The organism is Paraliomyxa miuraensis, assembly GCF_026337845.1.
GTDB classification, from domain to species: domain Bacteria; phylum Myxococcota_A; class Polyangia; order Nannocystales; family Nannocystaceae; genus Paraliomyxa; species Paraliomyxa miuraensis.
Genome location: NZ_JAOVZF010000161.1, coordinates 69,014 through 91,429 on the forward strand (window position 1 = coordinate 69,014; position 22,416 = coordinate 91,429).

A 22,416-nucleotide genomic window follows, 5' to 3' on the forward strand; every position below is an offset into this window, starting at 1 on the left:
CCGCGCCTGCGGCGGTGGGCTCCGATCGTAGGGGGGTCAGCTCGGCGGCATGCCGCCACCCCCCACCGTGGAGAGCGCGTGACCGGTCATGTCGCTGTAGGTGTAGGCGCCGATCAGGTTGTTGTAGCTGTTCACGATACCGGTGACGGGATCGGCTCGATAGGCGTTGCTCCCGGCGAAGCTCACGCCCCACACCTTGCCCGCGAAGTCCACGCTGATCCCGTGCACGTACTCGGGCAGCTGGATCTGCTCGTCGACCGCCAGGGTCTCGATGTTGAAGCCCATCACCAGGCCGAAGTCGTTGCCGTGCCAGATGAGCTGATCGCCATCGGACATGCAGCCGCCGATGCCGCTGCCCCCCGTGGAGTTCCAGGTGGCGGTCACCAGATCGAAGCGCGACACGCCCCCGCCCCCACACACCCACGGCCGACCCACCGAGTCCACCGTGATGCCATAGCCACCCAGCGGCGGCAGCGGCCACGACTGGGTGACCAGCGTCTGATGGTCCACGCGGAACAGGTTGTTGTTGCCCATGTCCAGGCCCCAGAAGTTGCCGTCGGCATCGGCCGCGCCGCCGTACACGAACGCCCAGCCGCCGGCTCCAGCCGGTACGGGGACCGTCTCCTCGATCGCCCCCGTCTCGCCGTCGAGCAGCAGCACCTGGTCGTCGCACGCGGTCCACAGCTGCATGTTCACGAAGGCGCACTCGCCCTCGTCGAACTCTCCACGCGTCCATGCCACCGGGCGGTTCGAGTCGCAGACCAGCGGCGTGTGCCAGGCCATGCACTCCTCCTGGCCCCACGACTTGACGTCACCCGCGCCCGAGGACGTGTTGATGACCCCGTTGCCGTTGGCATCGTGACAGTCCTCCTCGTTGGCCCAGAACTTCGTCACGCCGCCGTTGCGATTGGCCACCGCCACGTCGCCCGCGAGGTTGACCGACGTCCGCGAGGGATCGCCCCCCGCCGGGCGCGCCTGGTAGCGCCCTTCCTCCACCATCGTGGTGGTGTCGATCTTGGAGATGGTTCCCTGCGCCGAGTTGGCGATCCAGATGTAGGAGAGCGACAAGTCACCATTGCCGGCGCCCCCGCAGATCGGCGGAGGCATGTCGGGCACCGCACCCAGGTCGAGCTTGATGCCAGGACCATCGGTATCGGGCGGGTCGCCCGTGGTGCCCGGAGGCTCACCCGTGGTGGAGCTGGTGGCCGAGCCCGTCATCATGCCCGTCTCGTCGACCGAGGTGATGGTAGGCGAGGTACCGGTGCTCGCGCCCGAGGACTCCCCGTCGGACTCGGTGCCGGCCGGAGGGGCGGTGGGATCGCCGCAGGCGATCGAGAGGGAAAGGAACGACGATGCCGTGATCGCGACCAGGTGGTTTCTCATCGAATGCTCCCAGAAATGCCAAGAACGGGCGCCCGAGAACGGGGCGCCAAGGACGACCGCGGACCCGGTCCGAATGCCAAGACCGAGTATATGGCCGGTGTGGGGAAGAAGCTTCAACGCCCCAGTTGGTCTCCACCCGGACCCGAATCCATCACGAAATCGGGAGGGCCTCGTTCGTGAGCTTTGGCGTCCCTCGTGAGGACCGAGGGGAACCTGCCCGGGGTGGGGGACCGACCCCTCCGACCAGCCCCGGCAGGCGTTCGGTTTCAGGGTCGATCACGCCGAGGCATCGAGCGCCGGGGGGTCTTGCAAGCGCCTGACCTCGAGGCCACGCGTGGCCATCGACTCGCGAAGCTCGGCGCGAGCGTGGCCCACCGTCCAGTGCAGCGGCGGGTCCGCCGCCACCACCACGTCGCCCATCGTCACCAGCGTCGCGTCGAGCGAGGGTCCACGCACGCTCCAGCGCCGACGGGGCGGCCACAGCCGCACCACGCGAAGCGACGACCACTGCTCGGCTCGGGCCACCAGATCCAGGGTGTCGTGATCGGGCGGCAGCGCCAGCACGAGGTCGGCCCATCCTCCGGCTCGCGCACAGGGCACGATGGAACCTCCACGATTGCGATAGCCCCCCCACGCGCGAAGCATGTCGTCGTTGCGTCGCGGCTCGGCCGCTTCGGGTGGGAGGCCGGCCTCGCGATGGAGCTCGTGCGGAGCGGGGAACTCGACCACCGGCAGCGCGCGTGCGTGGGCCCAGGCCGCCACGCCCTCGTCGGCGCCACCGCGAGCACCGTGCCAGACGCGATCGAAGCGGAGGTTCCTGCGCAGGAGATCGAGCAGCGGCCACCACGATGCATCGACCGCGAGCGCACGGCTCCCGCCGACCACGACGACGCGAGGCCGAGGTCCCGCGGACCCCGGCCGCGAACGCGACCCCATGCTCGAACGCTACGCGGGTTGGTGTGCGGCCACCATCGGCAGCGACCCGACAAGGAATCGCGCGTGGGTGCTCGAGAACGATCGTCGTGCGCGATGGTGAGCGGTGCACGAGCGAGAGCGAGCGGGGTACGAGCGATGGTGAGCAGTGCACGGGCGACATCGATCTGCGCGACATCGATCTGCGCGACATCGATCTGCGCGACATCGATCTGCGCGACATCGATCTGCGACCGCTCAGCCCTGAGGCATGTACGGATCGCAGTAGCTCTCTTCGACCGCGGCGTTGATCGCATCGACCAGCGACACCGCGCCCGACAGCACCATGTTGATGTCGTAGACACCACCGTCGGTGGCCTCCGGGATCGGCAGCATGCCCATGAAGGGTGTGGACCAGCCCGGCGTCACGTCCATGCAGTTGCACGCACCGCCGATCTGATCCGCGAATGCATACACCCGCACGAATTGGTCCTGGAGCGCCTGCACCGTCTCGGCGTAGCCGTGCTGGATCATCACCCCGTTGCCGATGGTGGGTCCGTCCCAGAACGTGTCGTCGGTCGTGTGGATGACGATGCGCGTGGTGGTCTCGGCCGGGCGCCACTGGAAGCCGTTCGCGGCCAGGTAGAGCCCATCGAGGCTGTTCTCGGTCCAGGTGGAGTTGGAGTTGCCGCCGCCCACCTGCTGATTGCTGGCGGTGAACGCCGCCCACATCAAGAAGTCGTCGCGCAGCGCGGTGGCGTTGGCATAGGGCGCACCGCCGTTGAGCAGCGCCGCATCGTCCACGAACACGGCCAGGCCGTAGTGGGGCTCGTCGGGCAGGTCCAGCATCTGGATCGCGGCATCGACCGCCAGCATCTCGTTGGCCAGCAAGTTGATGAAGCCCCCCATGGTGGTCGACACGTCCATCACGAACACGATGTCGAGGGACTGCTGGCACTCGGTCATCGGGATGTCGGGGATGATGCCGAGATCGAAGTAGACGGTGGGACCGGTGTCGGCATCGTCGGCCGTGGTGGTCGCGGAGGGATCGACCGCGGTGGTGTCACTCGGAGCGGGACCGGTGCTGTCGGGAGGAGCGGTGGTGGTCGTGTCGTCGCTGGTGGTGGTCAGCGGGCCGAGACTGCTCGCGGTGGTCGAGGTGTCGTCGCGCTCACCATCCTTCGAACCGCAAGCCCCCAGGCAACCCGCCACGGTCAATGCTGTCACGATCATCCACGCTCGCATCGGCTCGAAATCCCCCGGGACCAGGGGACCATGATCCGCGGTGGGACTCAAGGGTCGCGGCAATGGCGTCCCGCAACGTGGTGAAATCCATCAGAGGAGGTGAACCGGGAAGGTTCGTCAGGGCAGCACGACTCGAGCCGAATTCCGTTCCCGAGAATTCCTTCCGCCTCACCCCCCGCGCTCGCGCCGAAGATACCCCGCCCGCTGGAACGCCCAGTCCGAGGCCTCGTCGAGCCCGAGCGCGCCGTAGTGCTCGGCCAGCCCGCGGTAGCGTGCCTCGGGATCGAAGCCCAGCGTCAGGTGGAGCTTGCGCAGGCACACCGGGCACAGGTGCATCGGTGCCCGATCGACCTCGCTGAGGTGGTTGGCCCCGTTCATCACGCAGTGCAGGTGCACGCAGTGCTCCACGCCGAACATGTGGCCGATCTCGTGGCTCATCACCTTCAGCGCGCGTCGCACCATCAAGCGGCGATCCACCGTGAACCCCGGATCGTCGGCAGGCACCTCGCCGAAGAACGCGGGGTGGTAGCGCGCAAAGCTGAACACCCCCACCCGCGACTTGAGACGAGCCAGGCCGAACACGTAGTTGAAGTCGTCGCTGGGGTAGAGATCCTCGAGCGTCACGGCAATGAGACAGTAGGCATCGCGCGGGACCTCGGCCTGCAACACGTCGAGCACCGCGGTGGCGTTGAGCTGGCGATGATCACCCTGCACCCGCGACGGCACGTCGAGCTGGACGAGCGGCCGCACGGGCAGCACCACCACCGGCAGCCCGAAGAACCGACGCGCGTGCTCGGCCAGCTCGTCGGTGGTGGGCCCACGCTCGGAGGGCAGCCGACCCAGCGGGAGGATGTAGATGTGGTCGCCCGGCTCGGGCTCGTTGGGGTGCGAGTCGACGTAGTCCTGCACCGTCTGCCCGCGCTCGGGGTGGATCCGCAGCCAGTCCTCGGGGCCCGGGGCGGGCATCGGCGAGAAGTGCGAGGTGAAGCGGAACGCGGCCTGCTGGGCCCCGGGCAGGTGGTCGATGGGCCCCACCGCACGCGGCACCTCCTCGGCCACGATGTCGTGGGCCATGACGAAGGGCATGGAGCCCTCGTCGACCGGCTCGGGCGAGTGGAGCACGTGCAGCGCCACCGCCAGCCCGACCGTGAGCAACCACGGCAGCAGCCACGCGACCATCACCGTCACCCGGCGGGTCGGCCAACCGCGCGGCATCGGCCAGCGGTCGTGGTGCTCCACGGGGGCTTGGTGTCGCGAGGTCATGGCCGGGATTCACCGCGCAAGTCACGCGCAGGTCGCGCGCGTCGACGCTGTTCACACGATCACGGGCGCAGGCACAATCGCTCGCCCAACCGTGATACCCGACCCACGGCAGAGCCGCCGGAACGTTCCCCGCAGCTCGTGCGTACCGGCAGGCCGCGCGTGATCGTCATCCTCTACACCACCCGCTACCGCAGGGGCGGACCGAGCTTCGAGGCCGCGGCGCGGACCATGGCCCGCGAGCTGGCCGCCGCGCACCCGAGCCTCGAGGTTCGCTGCCAGCGGGTCGAGAGCAAGGCGGAGGTCCGGGCGATCTTCGCCGAGCTGCGGCGAGCCGACCGGCGCATCACCCAGCTGCGGTTCGTGCTGCATGCGGGGATGTACGGCCCCATGTTCGGGACCACCGAGTGGCCCGAGCAATTCAGCCCGCACGAGTGGCGCACCCTCGAGATCCCGTTTGCCGAGGACGGCGAGGCGTTCTTCCATGCGTGCCGCTCGGCGCGGTGGTTCGCCCCGTTCTTCGCCCGCACCTTCGGCGTGCGCAGCCACGGCTACCACTGGTACACCGCGTTCTCCACCGACCCCGAGCGCTTCGTGTGGCCGCCGCCGTGGCGGGATCCGAGCGCGCCGCTCTACGTGTTCGGCTGCCCCGGCAACAAGTCGCACGGGCGCATGGCCTCGCTGCGCAAGTACACCGGGCGCATGCCGGCCGAGGTCATGCGCAGCTTCGAACCCGACGACATCCATGGCCGCGCCAGCTACGACGGCGTGGCCACCGACTACGACCAGGTGTTCGACGACATCGGCGTGCGTCACGACGAGGTGCGCTGGCTCGAGCGACGGCTCGACGCGCTGGGCGGCCGCCCGCGGGTGCTCGACCTCGGGTGCGGCAACGGGGCGCTCTTGCAGCGCCTGGCCCCGCGCATCGGCGACGCGCTGGGGGTGGATGCCTCGGCCGGGATGATCGAGCACGCACGCGAGCGCTGCGCCCGGCTGCCCAGGCTGCGCTTCGAACGCGTTGAGGGCCCCACGATCCCCGCCGACGACGGCAGCTTCGACGTGGCGATCTCGATGCTCTCGTTTCGCTACCTCGACTGGGATCCGCTGATGGTCGAGCTACGCCGGGTGCTGCGACCGCAGGGGCGGCTCTACGTGATCGACATGGTCGACAAGCCGGTGGAGACCAAGCACGTGCCACGCATGCTGCTCGACAAGGCGCGGACCACCGCCCACGCCCTGCGCTCCCCCGGCTACCGGCACCGCCTGGCCACGATGGTCCGCACCCCGCAGTGGCAGGACATGCTGCGCTACAACCCCATGCGGGCGCTGCACGAGTACGAGTGGTACCTGGGCAGCCGCTTCCCTCGGGGGCAGCTGCAGACGCTGAACTACGGACGGCGAGCACGGGTCATCGCCTACGACAGCGGTCCGTTCGAGCACGCCGAGATCGTGGAGATGCAGTACCCCTGAGCGCGATCCATGTCGCAGTTCGCGGCCCGCCGCTCGACCTGCGATGATCCGGCTCGCGCATGGATCATCGCCTCGGCATCCTCGACTGGGGCATCGGCGGCCTCGACCTCTATCGCCGCCTGCGCGACGCGGGCTCGCGCCGTGACGTGATCTACTGGTCCGACGCCGGTGCTCCACCCTACGGCACGCTCCCGGGCCCCGTGCTCGCCGAGCGCGTCGCGACCGTGCTCGAGCACCTCGCCGACGAGGGCTGCCGCGAGGTGGTGATCGCCTGCAATGCGGCCAGCACCGTCCTGTCCGACGGAGCGCTGCGCCGCCGCGCCGATGCTCGCGGCCTGACCGTGCTCGGCGTCATCGAGCCCGCCCTCGAGGCCGTGCGTCGCCTGGGCCTGCGAGAGGTCGCGGTGATCGGCGGTCGACGCACCATCGAGTCCCGCGCCTACGCCGAGCCGCTCGAGGCCTCGGGCTGCCGCGTGACCCAGCGGGTGGCCCAGCCGCTGTCGGCCCTGATCGAGCGCGGCATCACCGAGGGCGACGATTTACACGCGTGTCTGGCGGAAATCCTCGACCCCTTGCACGACGCCGAGTCCCTCGTGATCGCCTGCACGCACTACGTGGCGGCCCTGCCCGCGATCCGCTCGCACCTGCCCCGGCTGCGCCGTGTGGTCGATCCCGCGGCGGAGACCACCGAGGCCCTGCTTCGGCTGCATCATGCGCGCGGCCTCGGTTCCTCCCACGGCCACGGCACCGCGCGCTTCGTGACCACCGGCTCGCCCACGGACACTCAGCGGGCCGCAAAACGAGCATTCGGGATCGCACTACCGGCAGTGGAGCCCGTGAATCGCTGATGCGCAGGGCCAGGGCGCGTGCGCGTGGCCGCCCATCGACGCGGCCCGGTTGAACCCGGGCGGGACCCCCGGCACGATCGACCCGATGAACGGCAGGGCGATCCGTTGGAGCCTCGTGGGAAGCTGGCTGGCCGCGTGCTCGCCCGTGCCCGACACGGTACCCGGTCAGACCGAGGGGACCGAGTCGAGCTCGACCAGCGAAGGAGACCTCGACACCGGGGTGTCCTCCACCACCACCGAGGGCCTCGACGAGAGCAGCGGCAGCGACGGCTCCACCGGCGAGCTCCCGCCCGATCCCGGCGATCCCTACGACCCTCCCCCGCCCCTCGATCCCCTCCCCGACGATCGCCTCGCCGCGCTGCAGGCCGCCATCGACGGCCACCTCGCCAACCCGGCCGTGTCGTTCGCCGATCAGGGCGTGCTCATCATCGACGCCGCCACCGAGCAGGTGCTCTACGAGCGCAACCCCGACGTGCTGCGCACACCGGCGTCGAACACCAAGCTGTTCACCACCGCGGCCGCCATGGGAGCGCTGGGTGAGGATCACTCGGTCGGGGTGGAGGTTTGGTCGGAGACGGCCATCGATGCCATGGGCGTGGTCTCCGGCGAGCTGCACCTGGTGGGTCACCACGATTTCTCGTGGTCCGACGACGTCGTGCCGGGGCCCGCGCGCCTGTCGCTGGATCTGGTCGCCGAGCGACTCTACGACGCGGGCCTGCGCGAGGTCACCGACGGCCTCACCGCGCAGGGCGAGTTCCTCTACGACGGGTACTCGCTGGGGACCTACAACGCCACGACCCACCGCAACCTCGCGGCCGCTCGCTTTCGCGAGGCGCTCGTGGCCGCGGGCATCACGGTGGGACCGAGCACCAACTCGTCGTCGAGCTTCGCCCCACCGCCCGGGGCGGTGATGCTCGAGCGCTGGGATGCGCCGCCGCTGTCGGTCGGCGCGGTGCCCCTCAACGTCTACAGCCACAACGAATTCGCCGACATCCTGCTGCGACACCTCGGCTGGGCCCTCGCGGGCACCAGCGACTACGCCACGGGCGCGACCGAGCTGTCGGTGTGGATGGACGACATGGGCCTGGCCGGCGACGAGGTGATGTTCTTCGACGGCTCGGGCCTCTCCCACAACAACGCGGTCACCCCTCGCCACGTGATCGACCTGCTGCAGGTCATGGCCACCGTGCCCGAGGGCGTCGCGTGGCGGCGCACGTTCTCGATCGCCGGGGTGCGCGGCACCCTGGGCGGTCGCATGCTCGGCGCCGACACCTGGGGTCGCGTGCACGGCAAGACCGGCACCCTCACCGGGGTCATCGCCACCAGCGGCGTGGTCTACAACCGCTGGGATCACCGCGAGTACCTGTTCGCGATCCTCATGAACGGCACGGGTGACGCCGGCTCCACCCGTGCGATCCACGACGCGGTCATCGGCGAGGTCGCGGCCGACATCCGAGGCGAGCCCACGCCGCCGCCGACCCCCGTGCTGCGATCCGTACGCCACGAGCCGGGCACCACCATCGCGCACGTGCAGTGGGATCCGGTCGCGGGCGCCGATGGTTACCTGGTGTGGCTGAGCCCGGATGGCCTGGTGTGGGACCGCGCCGACGCGCGCTACGTGACCACCACCGAGCACCGCGCGGGCACGCTGCCGTTCCCGGAGCCCCCGCTGTTCGTGCGCGTGAGCGCGGTGGGACCCGAAGGCGAGAGCGAGCCCTCCGACGTCTACGCGACCTGGGTGGGCGACCGACCCGCGCGCGTGCTGGTGGTGGACGGCAACGATCGCTGGCAAGACGAGCCCGTGCCCGAGAACCCCATGGGCGTGGGCCACGACTTCGCCGCCGTGCACGGCCGCGCCCTCGCCGAGGCGAGCGCGGGGACGCTGGTCGGCTTCGATACCGCCGCCAACGAGACCATCGTCGACGGCCTCGTCGCGCTCGACGACTACGACCTGGTGGTCTGGGCGCTGGGCGAGGAAGGCATCGACCACGACACCTTCAGCGCGGCCGAGCAGGGACTGGTGACCGCCTACCTCGACGACGAGGGCTCGCTGATGGTGTCGGGGTCGGAGATCGGCTGGGACCTCGTCGAGCAGGGCAACGCGGCCGATCAGGCGTTCTACTCCGACGTGCTGCATGCCCAGTACCTGGGCGATCAGGCCGACACCTACTTCGTGCGCGGCGAGGGCGAGCTGGTCGACGAGGGACAGTGGCGGTTCTTCACCCCCGGTGCCATGAACGTGCAGTTCGCCGATCGCCTGGTCCCGACCCCCGATGCGGAGCAGGCCGCCGGCTACGTCCGGGGTCTGGGAGACGGTGCGGCCGCGCTGTACCTGGGACCGGGGTCGGTGCTCCACCTTGCCTTCCCGTTCGAATCGGTCGACGAGGCCATCAAGCGCGTGACGCTGATGGAGCGTGCTCTCGACCTGCTGTTGTAGGGAGGCCCTACGCGCTCGCCTTGCCCGCCTCGGTACGACTGCGTAGCATCCAGCCCACGGGGCGCGCTCCAGGAGCAATGAGATGACGACACGCGTCGGGGTCGGCACGAGCGCGAAACCTTCGGCGTCGGTGGCCGAACGCGAAGCCGTCGACGAGACGGAGCGCCAGCTCGCCCGCGCGCAGGCGCTCAGCGAGTACGTACTGCGCTGCCCGAGCTTCGCAACCCCGGCCGAGATCCTCTCGGGCGCGACCGATCTGCTCGCCAGCCAGTTCGACGTGGACGATGCGCATGCCGTGCGGCTGTCCCTCACCGAGGACGCGGCGACCGTGCTGACCCCCACCGGCGAGCTCGCGCTGGGGCCGGTGGGACGAGAGCTGCCGACGCTGGGGCACCCCCGGCTGCTTCCCGACGGGGATCTCGAGCCCCAGGACGAGCCGCTGCTCCGTGCGCTGCAGCAGCTCGAGGACCGCAGCGCCCCGCTCCGCTCGCGGCGCATCACGCAAGCCGTGCTGATGCCGGTGCTGGGCGCGGATGCCGTGGAGTGGCTGCTGGTGCTCGTGTGCTTCGAGGGACGCGCCTCCAGCCGCACCCAGGAGGCCCCCGGGCCGCATCACGTGCAATTCTTGCAGCTCGTGTCCGGGCACGTCGAGCGCCTGCTGGACAACGCCCGGCTCGCCCACGACCTGCGCCACCACGCCGACGAGCTGGCCGAGTCCAACCAACGCCTGCAGAGCAGCCTGGACGAGCTCGCCCGTGCCCAGCAGCAGCTGGTGCAGGCCAGCAAGATGGAGGCCCTGGGCCGGCTGGCCGGTGGCATCGCCCACGACTTCAACAACCTGCTCACGGTCATTCTGAGCACCGCCGATCTGATGCAGCAGGACATGGAGCCCCATGCTCTGGCCGCCCGCGACCTCGCCACCCTCATCGAGGCCGCTCAGCGCGCCAGCGCCCTCACCCGGCAGCTGCTCACGTTCGGGCGGCGCCGACCGGGCAAGGCCCAGCACCTCGAGCTGCACCCGTTGCTCTCGGACATGAGCCGCCTGCTGCGACGCCTGATCGGTGAGGACGTGACCCTCGAGCTCCGCCTCGAGGCCCGCTACGACGCGCTCGAGGCCGACCCCGCCCAGATCGAGCAGGTGGTGATGAACCTGGTGCTCAATGCCCGCGAGGCCATGCCCTGGGGCGGCACCGTGGTGGTCGAGACCAGCCTCGGGAGGCCCGAGGGTGCGCCCGGGGGACCGCCCATGATCATGCTGGCCGTCTCCGACACCGGCATGGGGATGGATGCAGCCACCCGCGCTCGGGTATTCGAGCCCTTCTTCACCACCAAGGCCTCGCAGGGAGGCTCGGGCATGGGCTTGGCCACCGTGTACGGCATCGTCCGGCACCTCGGCGGCCAGGTGCAGGTACACAGTCAGCCGGGTCAGGGCGCGCGCTTCGAGGTGTTCCTGCCGCGCACGGGGTTCGTGAACCTCGAGACGATCGACGGCGAGCCCGCGGCGCCGCGCATCACCGTGCTGGTGGTGGAGGACGAGCCCGCGATCCGTCGCCTGGTCTCGCGAATCCTCGGTCGGAGGGGCTACGAGGTGCTCGCGGCGCCCGACGGCGAGACCGGCCTGCGACGCTTCTCCGAGCGAGAGGACGACATCGACCTCGTGCTCACCGACATCGTGATGCCCGGCCTCGACGGCGTGGGCATGGCCCAGGAGCTACGCACGCGGCGACCGGGGCTCCCGGTGCTGTTCATGTCGGGCTACCCGGGCGACAACCGGCCCGGCATGGACGACGACGACCTCGATTGCCTGATCGACAAGCCGTTCACGCCCGATCAGCTGCTCGAGCGCATCGAGCAAGTGCTACGGCCACCCACGGGTGCCTCCGCCGCCAAGCGCCAGTCTTGAATCGGGCGTGTCTCACCCGTCCCATCGGAGCATTGCGGCTTCCCCACGCGGAACGGGACCGTGGATGAAGACTCACGGGATGAGAACCACGGGATCGCGCGCGATCGCCATCATTCCGCATTCGGGCCGCATGTAGGCACGAGGGGTGATGCGGAGCCACCCGCGCAGTGGGGCGCTTTACGTGTTGCGCACGACGTTGCCCGACCCGTCCCAACTCGGCTCCCCCGAAGAGTGACCGCAGTGGCAAACTGGCCCGGCCAGGCGAGGACCACGCTACGCATGCGAAACCACCGACCCGCTCGCTTCGATGCGAGAGGACCCGACGACGAGACGCGAAGTCTCGGGGGAACCGCGAGCCGCGAGCCTCCGCGACCCATGATGGGCGACGAGACGCGACAGCTCGACGGCTCTGGATCGTTCGGCTCCGGGTCGTTCGTATCACGCGATTCCCTCGACCACCCGAGCAGCATCACCGAGCCCGAGGACGTCGGGGTTCGAGCGGATGATGCCATGAGGGGCAAGCAGATCGGACGTTTCGTCGTGCTCGGGACGCTGGGTCGGGGCGGCATGGGCACGGTCTACGAGGCCTTCGATCGCACGCTCGACCGAAGGGTCGCGGTCAAGATCCTTCACCATGACGTGACCGCCCTCGACCAGAAGCGGCTCATCCACGAGGCCCAGGCGCTGGCGCAGCTGTCCCACCCCAACGTGGTGCAGGTGTACGAGGCCGGCGAGATCGGCGGCCAGAGCTTCGTGGCCATGGAGCTGGTGCAGGGGCGAACGCTGCGGCGCTGGCTTGCCCAGGAACCTCGGCCCGACTGGCGCACGTGCGTGGAGATCTACATGCATGCAGGCGCCGGGCTGGCCGCAGCCCACGAGCAGGGACTGGTCCACTGTGACTTCAAGCCCAGCAACGCGATCGTGGACGAGAAGGGGCGGGTGCGCGTGCTCGACTTCGGGCTGGCCCGCCCGACCCAGCGCGTGGTGCCCGACTCGCGGCGCCTCGCCGCCCATCGACGTGCCGACTCGTCGACGACCGGCCCCGCGACGACCGATTCCGTGGCGGTGATGGGCACGCCGGCCTACATGCCCCTCGAGCAGATGGAGGGGGCGGAGGTCGATGCACGGGGCGATCAGTTCAGCTTTTGCGTGGCGCTCTACGAGGCGGTGTACGGCGAGCGTCCGTTCGAGGGGGAGTCGCTCGCGGAGCTGAAGGAGGCACGAAGGACCGAGCGCATCCTTGCTGCGCCTCGCCACACCAAGGCCCCGGCCAAGCTGCGCGAGATCCTGGTGCGGGGGCTCGCCGCCGACCCCGAGCGGCGGTGGCCATCGATGCACGCGTTGCTCGACCAGCTGCGACCGCTGTGTGCCCCGCGGAGGCGCCGCAGGCTGCTCGCGCTGGGCGGAGCGGTCGCGCTGATCGGGGCGCTCGTGGGAGCCGGGCTGACCTACCAGGCGCGCATGGACCAGCGGTGCAGCGGCGCCCGGGCCCAGCTCGACGGCGTCTGGGACGGTGCGCGTCGACAGCAGCTGGAAGAGGCGATCCTCGGCACCGGCCTGTCGTACGCCCGTGACACCTGGGAGCGCGTGGTCACCCCGCTCGACGAGTACGCCGATGCCTGGGTGAACGTGCACACCGAGGTCTGCGAGGCGACCAGCGTGCGCCAGGAGCAGTCGGCCGTCGTCATGGACCTGCGCATGAGGTGCCTGCGAGAGCGCGCCGTCGCCCTGCGGGAGGTCGTCGACGTGCTGCTGCAGGCCGATCCGACCCGGGTCAAGCAAGCGGTGACCCTGGTCGCGAGCCTCCCCGCGCTCTCGCGCTGCGACGACGTGGAGGCGCTCTTGGCGAAGCTTCCCCCGCCCGAGGATCCAGCGGACGCCGAGCAGGTCGAGGCGCTCCGCGACGGGCTGGCGCAGGTGCGAGCGCTACGCAGCGCCGGGGCCTACGACGAGGCCTTGGCCAATGCGGAGTCGATCGTGTCCCGGGCCGACGGTCTGGGCCATGCACCGCTGCAGGTCGAGGCGATGCTCGAGCGCGGCCTCGCCCGCCAGGAGCTGGCCCAGTACGAGGAGGCCGCGGGGGATCTCGAGCGGGCGTACGTGCTGGCGGCCGAGCTCGAGCACGCCGAGGTGGAGGCGGCCGCCGTGCGCGAGCTGGCCTTCGTCGTGGGTCACGATCAGGCCAAGCACGACGCCGGCCTCCAGTGGAGCAAGACCGCCCTGGCCCTGGCCCGCCGCCCCCGATCCGACGCGAGCGAGCAGGCCATCGTGCTCAGTGCCATCGGCGTGATGCTGCTTCGCAACGGCGAGTTGGACGACGCGCTGGCGCATCAGCAACGAGCCCTGGCGATCTTCGAGGCGGCGCTCGGCCCCGAGCACCCCGACATCGCCGACTTGCTGCACAACATGGGCACCGTGCTGCTACAGCAAGGCAAGCAGGATCAAGCGCTCACCCACCTACGACGAGCGCTGGCGATCCGGCAACAGGCACTCGGTCCCCGTCATCCCCACGTCGCCCACTCGCTCACCGCCATCGGGGCAGTGCTGATCCAGCAAGGTGAGTGGGAGCCCGCGCTCTCTCAGCTCGAACAGGCATTGACCATTCGAGAGGACGCGCTCGGCCCTCGTCACCCCGACGTCGCCACCTCACTCAACAACATCGGCGCCGTCCTCAAGCAACAGGGCAAGCGACAGCAAGCGCTCGAGCACTTTCAGCGCGCCCTGGACATTCAACGTGAAGTGCTTGGCGCTCGCCACCCACGAGTTGCCTATCCCCTGAACAACATCGGCGAGGTCTTGCGAGAGCAAGGCAAGCTCGACGAAGCACTGACCTACCTCCAGCAAGCGCTCACCATCTCCGAAGAAGCGCTCGGTTCCGAGCACCCCGACATCGCATCCAGCGCGGCCAACCTGGGGAACCTCCTCCTGCGTCAGCGGCGATATGACGACGCAGAGCACCAGTACCGACGAGCGCTGCAGATCCAGCGAGCGACTTTGCCCCCCGATCACCCGCATGTGGCCTTGTCGCTGCTCGGGTTGGCCAGAGTTGGCCTCGCCAAGGAGGAATTCGACGCCGCACGAGGTCATGCCGAGCAAGCAGTGTCCATCCGCGAGTCGGGGACGATGGCCCCAGAGCTATTGGCGGAGGCCCATTTCGTGCTCGCACGCATCCTCTGGAGCGAACCTGGTGAGCGCTCTCGCTCGCGGAGCCTCGCCGAGCAGGCCCACGACGCCTGGTCCAATGCTCGTTCCGACGACCAACAGACGAGGGAGTATCTCGCCGAGGTCGAGCAGTGGTTGACGGAGCACCCCATGGCACCCTAGGACACTGGAGAGACGCAGAACGGCGAGATGAAGGATTCGGAGCCGGTGATCACGACGAAGGCATTGCCGCATCGGCCACAATCCTGTGCTGAAGAAGCGCGTACACCGTCCGAGACAGCGACTCTCGGCGCATCCGTACCAAGCGACCAGGTGCGGGTCGCCACGGTCGCTCGCGAGCACTCCTTCCGGGTGCTGGGCCGCTACGAAATCTTGGGTAGGCTGGGGTGCGGGGCCATGGGGACGGTGCTCGAAGCATTCGATCCCCAACTCGATCGCAGGGTGGCGCTCAAGATCCTCCACCATGAGCACGACACGCCACACAACGCGCGGCTGTTGCGAGAGGCCAAGGCCCTGGCCAAGCTCTCGCACCCCAATGTGGTGCAGGTGTACGAAGTGGGCCAAGTCGACGGCCGAACCTTCGTCGCCATGGAGTTGGTCGAAGGTCGAACGCTCGACCAATGGATGCAGCAAGAACCCAGGCCGAAGTGGCGAGCATGCGTCCAGGTCTTCATCCAGGTGGGCATGGGCCTGGCCGCGGCCCACGAGCAAGGCATGGTCCATCGTGACTTCAAGCCGAGCAACGCCATGATCGACGGCAAGGGGCGCGCACGCGTGCTCGACTTCGGCTTGGCGCGGGAATCGGAGGAGTCCGAGCACGACGGGGCCACCCCCCTGCCCCTCGGCAAAGCCGGCGCACACCAAACAGAGCTCGAAGCCTCGCTCACTCGCACCGGCGCCATCTTGGGGACCCCCGCCTATATGCCGCCCGAGCAAATGTTGGGCCGAGAGGCCGATGCTCGTAGCGACCAGTTCAGCTTCTGCGTCGCGCTCTACGAGGCCGTGTACGGGCGCAGACCGTACGATGCTCGATCGATGGGCTCGTTGATGCACTCGGTGATGAGCGGTCGCATCGCGCTGCCCAAGGGGACTGGAGTACCCGGCCGGCTGGGCCAGATCCTGCTACGAGGTCTCGCCACCGACCCGCAGCAGCGCTGGACCTCGATGGAGGCCCTGCTCGAGGCGCTTCGGCGCCTCATTGCGCCTCGCCGAGGGCGATGGTTGGCACTCGGCTCGACCATCGGCCTCGCAACGATCGGTGCCGGGCTGTTCCATCGAACCGAGCTCGCCCAACGTCAAGAACTCGCGCGACAGGCCGAGCTCGCCCAACGCTGCAGCAGCGCCCGGATCCAGCTCGATGGGATCTGGGACGACGCGCGTCGTCGACAGCTGGAGGAGGTCTTCCTCGGCACCGGTCTGTCGTACGCTTCCGACACCTGGGAGCGCGTGGCAAACTCGCTCGACGAGTACGCGGACTGCTGGGTGAACACGCACACCGAGGTCTGCGAGGCGACCAGTCTGCGCCAGGAGCAATCGGCTGCCGTCATGGACCTACGGATGGGGTGCTTGCGGCAGCATCGCGTGGCCCTGCGGGAGGTGGTCGACCTGCTGCTCCAGGCCGATCCGACCCGGGTCAAGCAAGCGGTGACACTGGTTGCGAGCCTTCCCGCGCTCGCGCGCTGCGACGATGTGGAGACGCTTCAGGCGAAGCTTCCCCCACCCCAGGATCCACGGGCCGCGGAGAAGGTCGAGGCGCTCCGCGACGGGCTGGCGCAGGTGCGAGCGCTACGCAGCGCCGGGGTCTACGACGATGCCTTGGCAAACGCGGAATCCATCGTGGTCGCGGCCGACGATCTGGGTCATGCGCCACTGCAGGCCGAAGCCGTGCTGGAGCGCGGCCTCGCCCGTCAGGACCTGGCCCAGTACGATGACGCTGCCCGAGATCTCGAACAGGCATATCTACTGGCCATCGAGCTCGAGCACTTCGAGGTGGAGGCAGCCGCCGTGCGGGAGCTGGCCTTCGTCGTCGGCCACGACCAGGCCAGGCACGAGGCCGGACTCCAGTGGAGCAAGACCGCCCTGGCCCTGACCCGCCGCCCCCGAGCCGATCCTCGCGAGCAGGCCACCGTGCTCAGTGCCATCGGTGTGATGCTGCTTCGCAACGGCGAGCTCGATGACGCGCTGGCCCATCAGCAGCAGGCCCTGGCCATCTTCGAGGCGGCGCTCGGCCCCGAGCACCCCGACATCGCCGACCTCCGCCACAACATGGGCAACGTGCTACGGCAGCAGGGCAAGCTCGACGAGGCGCTCTCGCACCTGCAACGGGCGCTGGCCATCCGCGAGCAAACGTTGGGCCCGGGCCACCCCGACATCGCGAGCCCGCTCACCACGATCGGTGCGGTGCTCGACGAGCAAGGGCACAAGCAGGATGCCCTGCTCCACTTGCAGCGGGCGCTGGCCATTCGCGAGCAGGCGCTGGGCGCCAGTCACCCCGACGTGGCCACGTCGCTCAACAACATCGGCATCATGTACAAGCAGCAAGGCAAGCTGCCGGAGGCCCTCGAGTCGTTCGAACGGGCTCTGACCATCCTGGAAGCGTCGCTGGGCCCGACCCACCCCCGCCTCGCCTACCCGCTCAACAACCTCGGTGAGGTGCTGCGAGCACGGGGCGAGCAGGAACACGCCGTGACCTACTATCAGCGGGCGTTGACCGTGCTCGAGCAATCCCAGGGATCCGACCATCCCAATGTTGCCTCGAGCATGATCAACCTGGGTAACCTCCTGTACGAGCAGAAGCGGTACGAAGAGGCGGAGCACCACTACCAGCGGGCACTCGAGATCCAGCAGCGCACGCTGCCCGAGGATCACCCCCACCAGGCATGGCCACGCTTGGGTTTGGCCAAGATCGACCTCGGGCGAGGACGAATCGAACGAGCACGCGAGCAGGCCGAGCAGGCCGTGGCCATCCGCGAGCAGGCAGGGGTGGCTCCCGTTCTGCTTGCCGAGGGCCGCTTCGTGCTCGCGCGCACCCTCTGGAACGACCCAACCGAGCGCTCGCGTGCGCGGAGCCTCGCCGAACGGGCCCGCGAAGCCTGGGCCAGCGCGGAGGCCGACGACCCACAGACCAGGGAGTACCTCTCCGAGGTCGAGCTGTGGCTCGCCGAGCACCCCACTCGCTGAGCCAGTCGGCTACCCCCCGACTTCTCCTGGGATCTGCTGAGGCGGCGGCGGTGGTGGCTCGTTGATGTCCGGGTGCACCGGGCCCGTGGCGGGATCCATGGTTTCCTCGATCGGATACTGCGGGTCGTCATCCGCAACGACCCCCCAGCTTCCGCCGAATTCCTGGGCCAACGCCTTGAACAGCGAGAGTTCCTGGCAAGTCACGTCGCACTCGGGCTCGGGGGGCTGGTAGACCCCCCCGGCCGCATCGACGGTCCCCATGAGCTGGTCGATCTTGGACTGGGAGAGCCCCTCGATGTCGGCCACGATCTGCAGCTCGTCGAGCGAGGGATCGGCAGGCTCGTCCTCCGGTGCCGCGAAGTCATCGATCTTGGTCGGACTGAGCAACGCCGTGGGATCGACCCAGTAGCGCGTATCCACCATGATCCCGACCGACTGCATCTCCGCCCACACCTTGTACTGCCAGGTCCCCTGGTTGTTGATGCTCCCCGAGGGTCCGGAGCACTCGCCGTTGCTGTTGTTCTCGAAGCCGTCGGTCAGAACGTACATCCGGTTCAGCATCGGGCTGATCGTGAACGTCTCGCCGTCGCCGTTGACCCCCTTGCACAGCGCATCGGCCAGTGGGGTGCTGCCCTCACATGACAGGGCGTTGACCGCGTTCTTGGCCGACACCGCATCGGTGTAGTATCCGGTGATCGTGGGCTGGACGTCGTCGCTGGTGTCGTCGTCGTTGGCAAAACCCCAGATCGCGATCCCATCGCCATCGACCTTGGTGGGATCGAAGAAGTCGTTGATGATGCCCCGGGCCATGATCTTGGCGTCGTAACACCGCGTGTTCCCCGTGGAGGAGCGCACCGTGGTCATGGAGCTCGTCACGTCGATGAGCAGGATCCCGTACCCCCCGCCGTCGACCGCCGGATCGAGCTCGTCCACCAGCCCCCCGACCCCATCGGGCCGGTCGTAGGAGTCGAGGTCGTCGCCGGAGGCGGAGCAACCGGCGGTGACCAGCACGAGGATGGAAATGAGCCCTTGGCGTCGCATGGATCCTCCCGTAAGCACCGAGGACGAGCGGGCAATCACCCCGCCATCCCGGCGTCATCTGCATTACCGATGAATCCCACGGTAATGCAGAACCCTACAGGAGCTCAAGCCCCAAGTGCCCTCCTACCCCGTCCCAAGTTGGGTCCACGGCGGAATCGAGCCGAGTTCATTTTGGGCCAGGCGCCGGCTCGTTCGCCCCGCTCTCGCCTCGCGGCGCCTCGGCTCACGCCTCCTGGACGGTCACCTTGATCATCTGCACGGGCGTGCGCGGACGATCGCTGCCGTCGGTCGGCGTCTTCTCGATCGCGTGCACGACGTCCATGCCGTCGACGACCCGACCGAACACCGGGTGCTTGGACGGCCCGGGGCTGAACCAGTCGAGGTAGTCATTGTGCACGGTATTGATGAAGAATTGACAGCTCCCGCTGTTGGGGCGGCCGGTGTTGGCCATTGACAGCGTTCCGGGCTCGTTGGAGAGCTTGGCGTTGGCCGGGTGCTCGTCCGCAATCGTGCCGTCGGGGCCGTCCCCGGTGCCCGCGCGACGGCTGTTGGGATCGCGGCTGTGCGGGCAGCCGAACTGCAGCATGAAGCGGTTGATGACCCGGTGGAAGTGCAGCCCGTCGTAGAACCCGCTCTTGGCGAGCGCGACGAAATTGCCGGCGGTGATCGGCATCTTGTCGACGAACAGCTCCACGGTGATGTTGCCCATCGAGGTCTGCAGGGTGGCGGTCGGGTTGGCCATGGGCCCAACGAGTAGCAGAACGCGCGCGCGTCCGCGAGCGCGCGCCGCCCGCTACTGGATCCCGCGGGTCTCCGTCGCCAGCTTGACCTCGCGGATCGCCAGCACGAAGGCCGCCTTGCGCATCGAGATGTCGTGCGCCCGCTTGATGTCGCGGATCTTGCGATGGGCCTCGGTCATGATCTTGTCGAGCTCCTCGTTGACCCGGGTCTCGTCCCAGCGGAAGTTCTGCAGGTTCTGGACCCACTCGAAGTAGCTCACCGTCACCCCACCCGCGTTGGCGTAGATGTCGGGCACGATGGTGACGCCGCGCTGCTCGAGGATCTCGTCGGCCTCGGCCGTGACCGGGCCGTTGGCGGCCTCGACCACGTACTTGGCCTTCACGTCATTGGCGTTCCTGGCCGTGATCACGCTGCCGAGCGCCGCCGGCATGAGCACGTCGCAATCGGCCACCAGCAGATCCTCGTTCGAGATCGCCTCGGCTCCCGGAAAGCCCAGGACCGTGCCGTGCGAGTCGTAGTGCTCGAGCACGGCGGGAATGTCGAGGCCGTCACCCGCAAAGATTCCCCCCTTGGAGCCGCTCACGGCGAGGATCTTGGCCCCGCGCGCGTGCAGCAAGCGCGCGCTCCAGGAGCCCACGTTGCCAAAGCCCTGGATCACGAAGCGCTGATCCTTGAGATCGGCCCCCGACTCCCTCAGCGTCTCGCGAATGGCGAACACACAGCCGCGGCCGGTGGCCGCCGAGCGCCCGGGGGAGCCGTGCAGGCCGATCGGCTTGCCCGTGACCACGCCGGGCGCGAATCCGTGCAGACGGGTGTACTCGTCGAAGAACCACGCCATCACCTGCGCATTGGTGTTGACGTCGGGGGCCGGAATGTCCCGCTCGGGCCCCACGAGGTCGTGGACCTGCCGCACGAAGGTCCGGGTCAGACGCTCGAGCTCGCGCGGGCTGACCTCGCGCGGATCGACCTGGATGCCCCCCTTCGCGCCACCGAACGGAACCCCCACCACCGCGGTCTTCCAGGTCATCAGGCTGGCCAGCGAGCGCACCTCGTGGATGTCGACATGAGGGTGATAGCGGAGCCCGCCCTTGAAGGGGCCACGCGAGTCGTCGTGCTGGACGCGATAGCCGATGAAGTTGCCGATCGAGCCGTCGTCGCGACGAATCACCAGCTCGACCCTGAGCTCGCGGCTGGGCGTCGTCAGCATGCGCCTCATGTCCTCGTCCACGCCGAGGATCTCGAAGGCCTGTTGGAGGAAGTGCTGGGTGGTGTCGTTGGCGTTCATGGGGGGTGGCGCACAGGGCGGCGGCGACAGCATACCCCGCTCCGAAGATCTCGGGATGCCTTGGTATGCTCTCGCCGTGTCCACCCGGATTCAGCTCCGCCGTGATGCCGGGAAGGTGGGCCCCACGCACGGCCCGTGGATCCGCACGCGACAGGTGGCCCGCATCCTCGGCGTGCCCGATCCCGGCGAGCTGGCCGCGGTGGAGGATCGCCACGGCGAAGTGCTCGGCTGGGGCCTCGTCTCGGAGCGCTCGAGCATCACGGTACGCATGCTGCAATGGGGTGCAGAGCCGCCTCCACCGCAGTGGCTGTCGCAGCGGCTCACCCGCGCGTTCGAGGCCCGGCAGCACCTGGGGTTGCAGGCGCAGCCCACCACCGGCATGCGCATGGTCAACAGCGAGGGCGATGGGCTGCCCGGGCTGGTGATCGATCGCTACGACACGCAGCTGGTCGTGCAGATCGCCACCGCCCCCATGGCCGCGCGAAGGCACGAGCTGATGAAGGAGCTGCGCACGCGCTTCGATGGGCCGGTCCACGTGGTCCGCCCCGAGTCCGCAGCCAAGACCGAGGGCTTCGAGCCCGGGATCGAGCGCGAGGGCGAGCACGGGCCGCTGTGCTTCGTGGAGCACGGGCTGCGCTTGTCGGTCCCCGCACCGCCGAGCCAGAAGACCGGCGCATACTTCGATCAGCGCGCCAACCGTCGCGAGGTGGCGAGGCTGGCGGCCCACGCAGAGGGACCGCTGCTCGACCTCGGCTGCCACGTGGGTGGCTTCGCCCTGCACGCCGCGGCTGCGGGCGTTCCCGCGGTTGGTGTCGATCGGAGCGCGTCGATGCTCGAGCGCGCAGCAGCGCACGCGACGATGAACCATCTGCCCGGCCTACAGTGGGTCGAGGCCGACATGTTCGGAGTGCTCGACGATCCCCGGCTGGCCGGACCCTTCGGTACGATCGTGGTGGATCCTCCGAAGATCGCAGCACGACGGCGCGACGTGGATCGAGCGGCAGAAGCGATGCAGCGCATGGTCGCTCGCGTCGCCGCGCGACTTCGCGTGGGCGGGCACCTGGTGCTCTGTAGCTGCAGCCATCACGTGGGGAGCGAGCACCTCGATCGCTTCGTGCTGGCATCGCCCGGATCGTTCACCCGCGTGGCACTGCGCGGTGCCGACCTCGATCACCCGATCGCACCGGGACACATCGAGGGCGAGTACCTGCGGGTCGCCATCTACCAGCGCCGCACCTAGCCGGTGGCCGTGGCCGCCGCGGGGCGCTCGTCACGAATGGCGATCCGATAAACGCTGTTCTCGGTCTCGACGTAGAGGACGTTGTCTTCGCTGGTGGTCAGCACGCGACGCACCGCGGTCGTGACCATGCGACGCCCATTCGGATCGCGAAAGATGACCATGCCGCGACCAACGACGGGAGAGGACAGCAGATAGCCCTCGTAGATCCTCCCCACGGTCGCAGACAACCCGCCCACCCCGTGGGACGTGCGGATCTTCGTAGCGACGACCGACAACACCCTAGCGGCAAGCTTATCCCGCAGCGGGAAG

At 69.0% G+C, this 22,416-nt stretch carries 15 protein-coding genes; 7 read left to right on the forward strand and 8 right to left on the reverse strand.

The window, feature by feature from the left end; genetic code table 11:
• Positions 1-36: 36 nt before the first annotated feature.
• From OEB96_RS35740 to OEB96_RS35755, 4 genes are all read right to left on the reverse strand, one after another.
• Positions 37-1,383, reverse strand: a complete 1,347-nt coding sequence (locus OEB96_RS35740; protein WP_266221352.1) for an NHL repeat-containing protein — start codon at positions 1,381-1,383, stop codon at positions 37-39.
• A 276-nt stretch (positions 1,384-1,659) separates the two neighbouring features.
• Complete coding sequence (locus OEB96_RS35745; protein WP_266221353.1) at positions 1,660-2,268, reverse strand: hypothetical protein; 609 nt, start codon at positions 2,266-2,268, stop codon at positions 1,660-1,662.
• Positions 2,269-2,553: 285 nt separating this feature from the next.
• Entirely contained in the window at positions 2,554-3,522 is a 969-nt protein-coding gene (locus OEB96_RS35750) for a vWA domain-containing protein (protein ID WP_266221354.1), read from the reverse strand.
• A gap of 186 nt (positions 3,523-3,708) precedes the next feature.
• A complete protein-coding gene (locus tag OEB96_RS35755) occupies positions 3,709-4,803 on the reverse strand; it encodes an archaemetzincin (RefSeq protein ID WP_266221355.1) in 1,095 nt (364 codons plus the stop codon).
• Between the two features lie 159 nt (positions 4,804-4,962).
• Here OEB96_RS35755 and OEB96_RS35760 point away from each other — a divergent pair, with 159 nt between their 5' ends.
• From OEB96_RS35760 to OEB96_RS35785, 6 genes are all read left to right on the forward strand, one after another.
• Entirely contained in the window at positions 4,963-6,270 is a 1,308-nt protein-coding gene (locus OEB96_RS35760) for a class I SAM-dependent methyltransferase (protein WP_266221356.1), read from the forward strand.
• Between the two features lie 59 nt (positions 6,271-6,329).
• Positions 6,330-7,118 (forward strand): glutamate racemase, encoded by a 789-nt coding sequence (locus tag OEB96_RS35765; protein WP_266221357.1) that lies wholly within the window; start codon positions 6,330-6,332, stop codon positions 7,116-7,118.
• Between the two features lie 85 nt (positions 7,119-7,203).
• Positions 7,204-9,555, forward strand: a complete 2,352-nt coding sequence (locus tag OEB96_RS35770; protein WP_266221358.1) for a D-alanyl-D-alanine carboxypeptidase/D-alanyl-D-alanine-endopeptidase — start codon at positions 7,204-7,206, stop codon at positions 9,553-9,555.
• A 130-nt stretch (positions 9,556-9,685) separates the two neighbouring features.
• Entirely contained in the window at positions 9,686-11,458 is a 1,773-nt protein-coding gene (locus OEB96_RS35775; protein WP_266221359.1) for a hybrid sensor histidine kinase/response regulator, read from the forward strand.
• Between the two features lie 375 nt (positions 11,459-11,833).
• On the forward strand, positions 11,834-14,782 hold the full coding sequence (locus OEB96_RS35780; protein ID WP_266221360.1) for a tetratricopeptide repeat-containing serine/threonine protein kinase: 2,949 nt from the start codon (positions 11,834-11,836) through the stop codon (positions 14,780-14,782).
• Positions 14,783-14,809: 27 nt separating this feature from the next.
• Complete coding sequence (locus tag OEB96_RS35785; RefSeq protein WP_266221361.1) at positions 14,810-17,800, forward strand: serine/threonine-protein kinase; 2,991 nt, start codon at positions 14,810-14,812, stop codon at positions 17,798-17,800.
• A gap of 9 nt (positions 17,801-17,809) precedes the next feature.
• Here the strand turns inward: OEB96_RS35785 and OEB96_RS35790 are convergent, their stop codons facing one another.
• From OEB96_RS35790 to OEB96_RS35800, 3 genes are all read right to left on the reverse strand, one after another.
• Entirely contained in the window at positions 17,810-18,841 is a 1,032-nt protein-coding gene (locus OEB96_RS35790) for a vWA domain-containing protein (protein WP_266221362.1), read from the reverse strand.
• 223 nt (positions 18,842-19,064) lie between these two features.
• Positions 19,065-19,583: a peptidylprolyl isomerase gene (locus tag OEB96_RS35795; protein ID WP_266221363.1), complete on the reverse strand. Its 519-nt coding sequence runs from the start codon at positions 19,581-19,583 to the stop codon at positions 19,065-19,067.
• Positions 19,584-19,634: 51 nt separating this feature from the next.
• Positions 19,635-20,867, reverse strand: a complete 1,233-nt coding sequence (locus OEB96_RS35800) for a Glu/Leu/Phe/Val family dehydrogenase (RefSeq protein WP_266221364.1) — start codon at positions 20,865-20,867, stop codon at positions 19,635-19,637.
• A 76-nt stretch (positions 20,868-20,943) separates the two neighbouring features.
• Between OEB96_RS35800 and OEB96_RS35805 the strand changes: the two genes are divergently transcribed.
• Positions 20,944-22,107 (forward strand): class I SAM-dependent rRNA methyltransferase, encoded by a 1,164-nt coding sequence (locus tag OEB96_RS35805; RefSeq protein ID WP_266221365.1) that lies wholly within the window; start codon positions 20,944-20,946, stop codon positions 22,105-22,107.
• Here OEB96_RS35805 and OEB96_RS35810 read toward each other — a convergent pair.
• Complete coding sequence (locus OEB96_RS35810; RefSeq protein ID WP_266221366.1) at positions 22,104-22,385, reverse strand: hypothetical protein; 282 nt, start codon at positions 22,383-22,385, stop codon at positions 22,104-22,106. The genes OEB96_RS35805 and OEB96_RS35810 overlap by 4 nt on opposite strands.
• Positions 22,386-22,416: the final 31 nt, after the last annotated feature.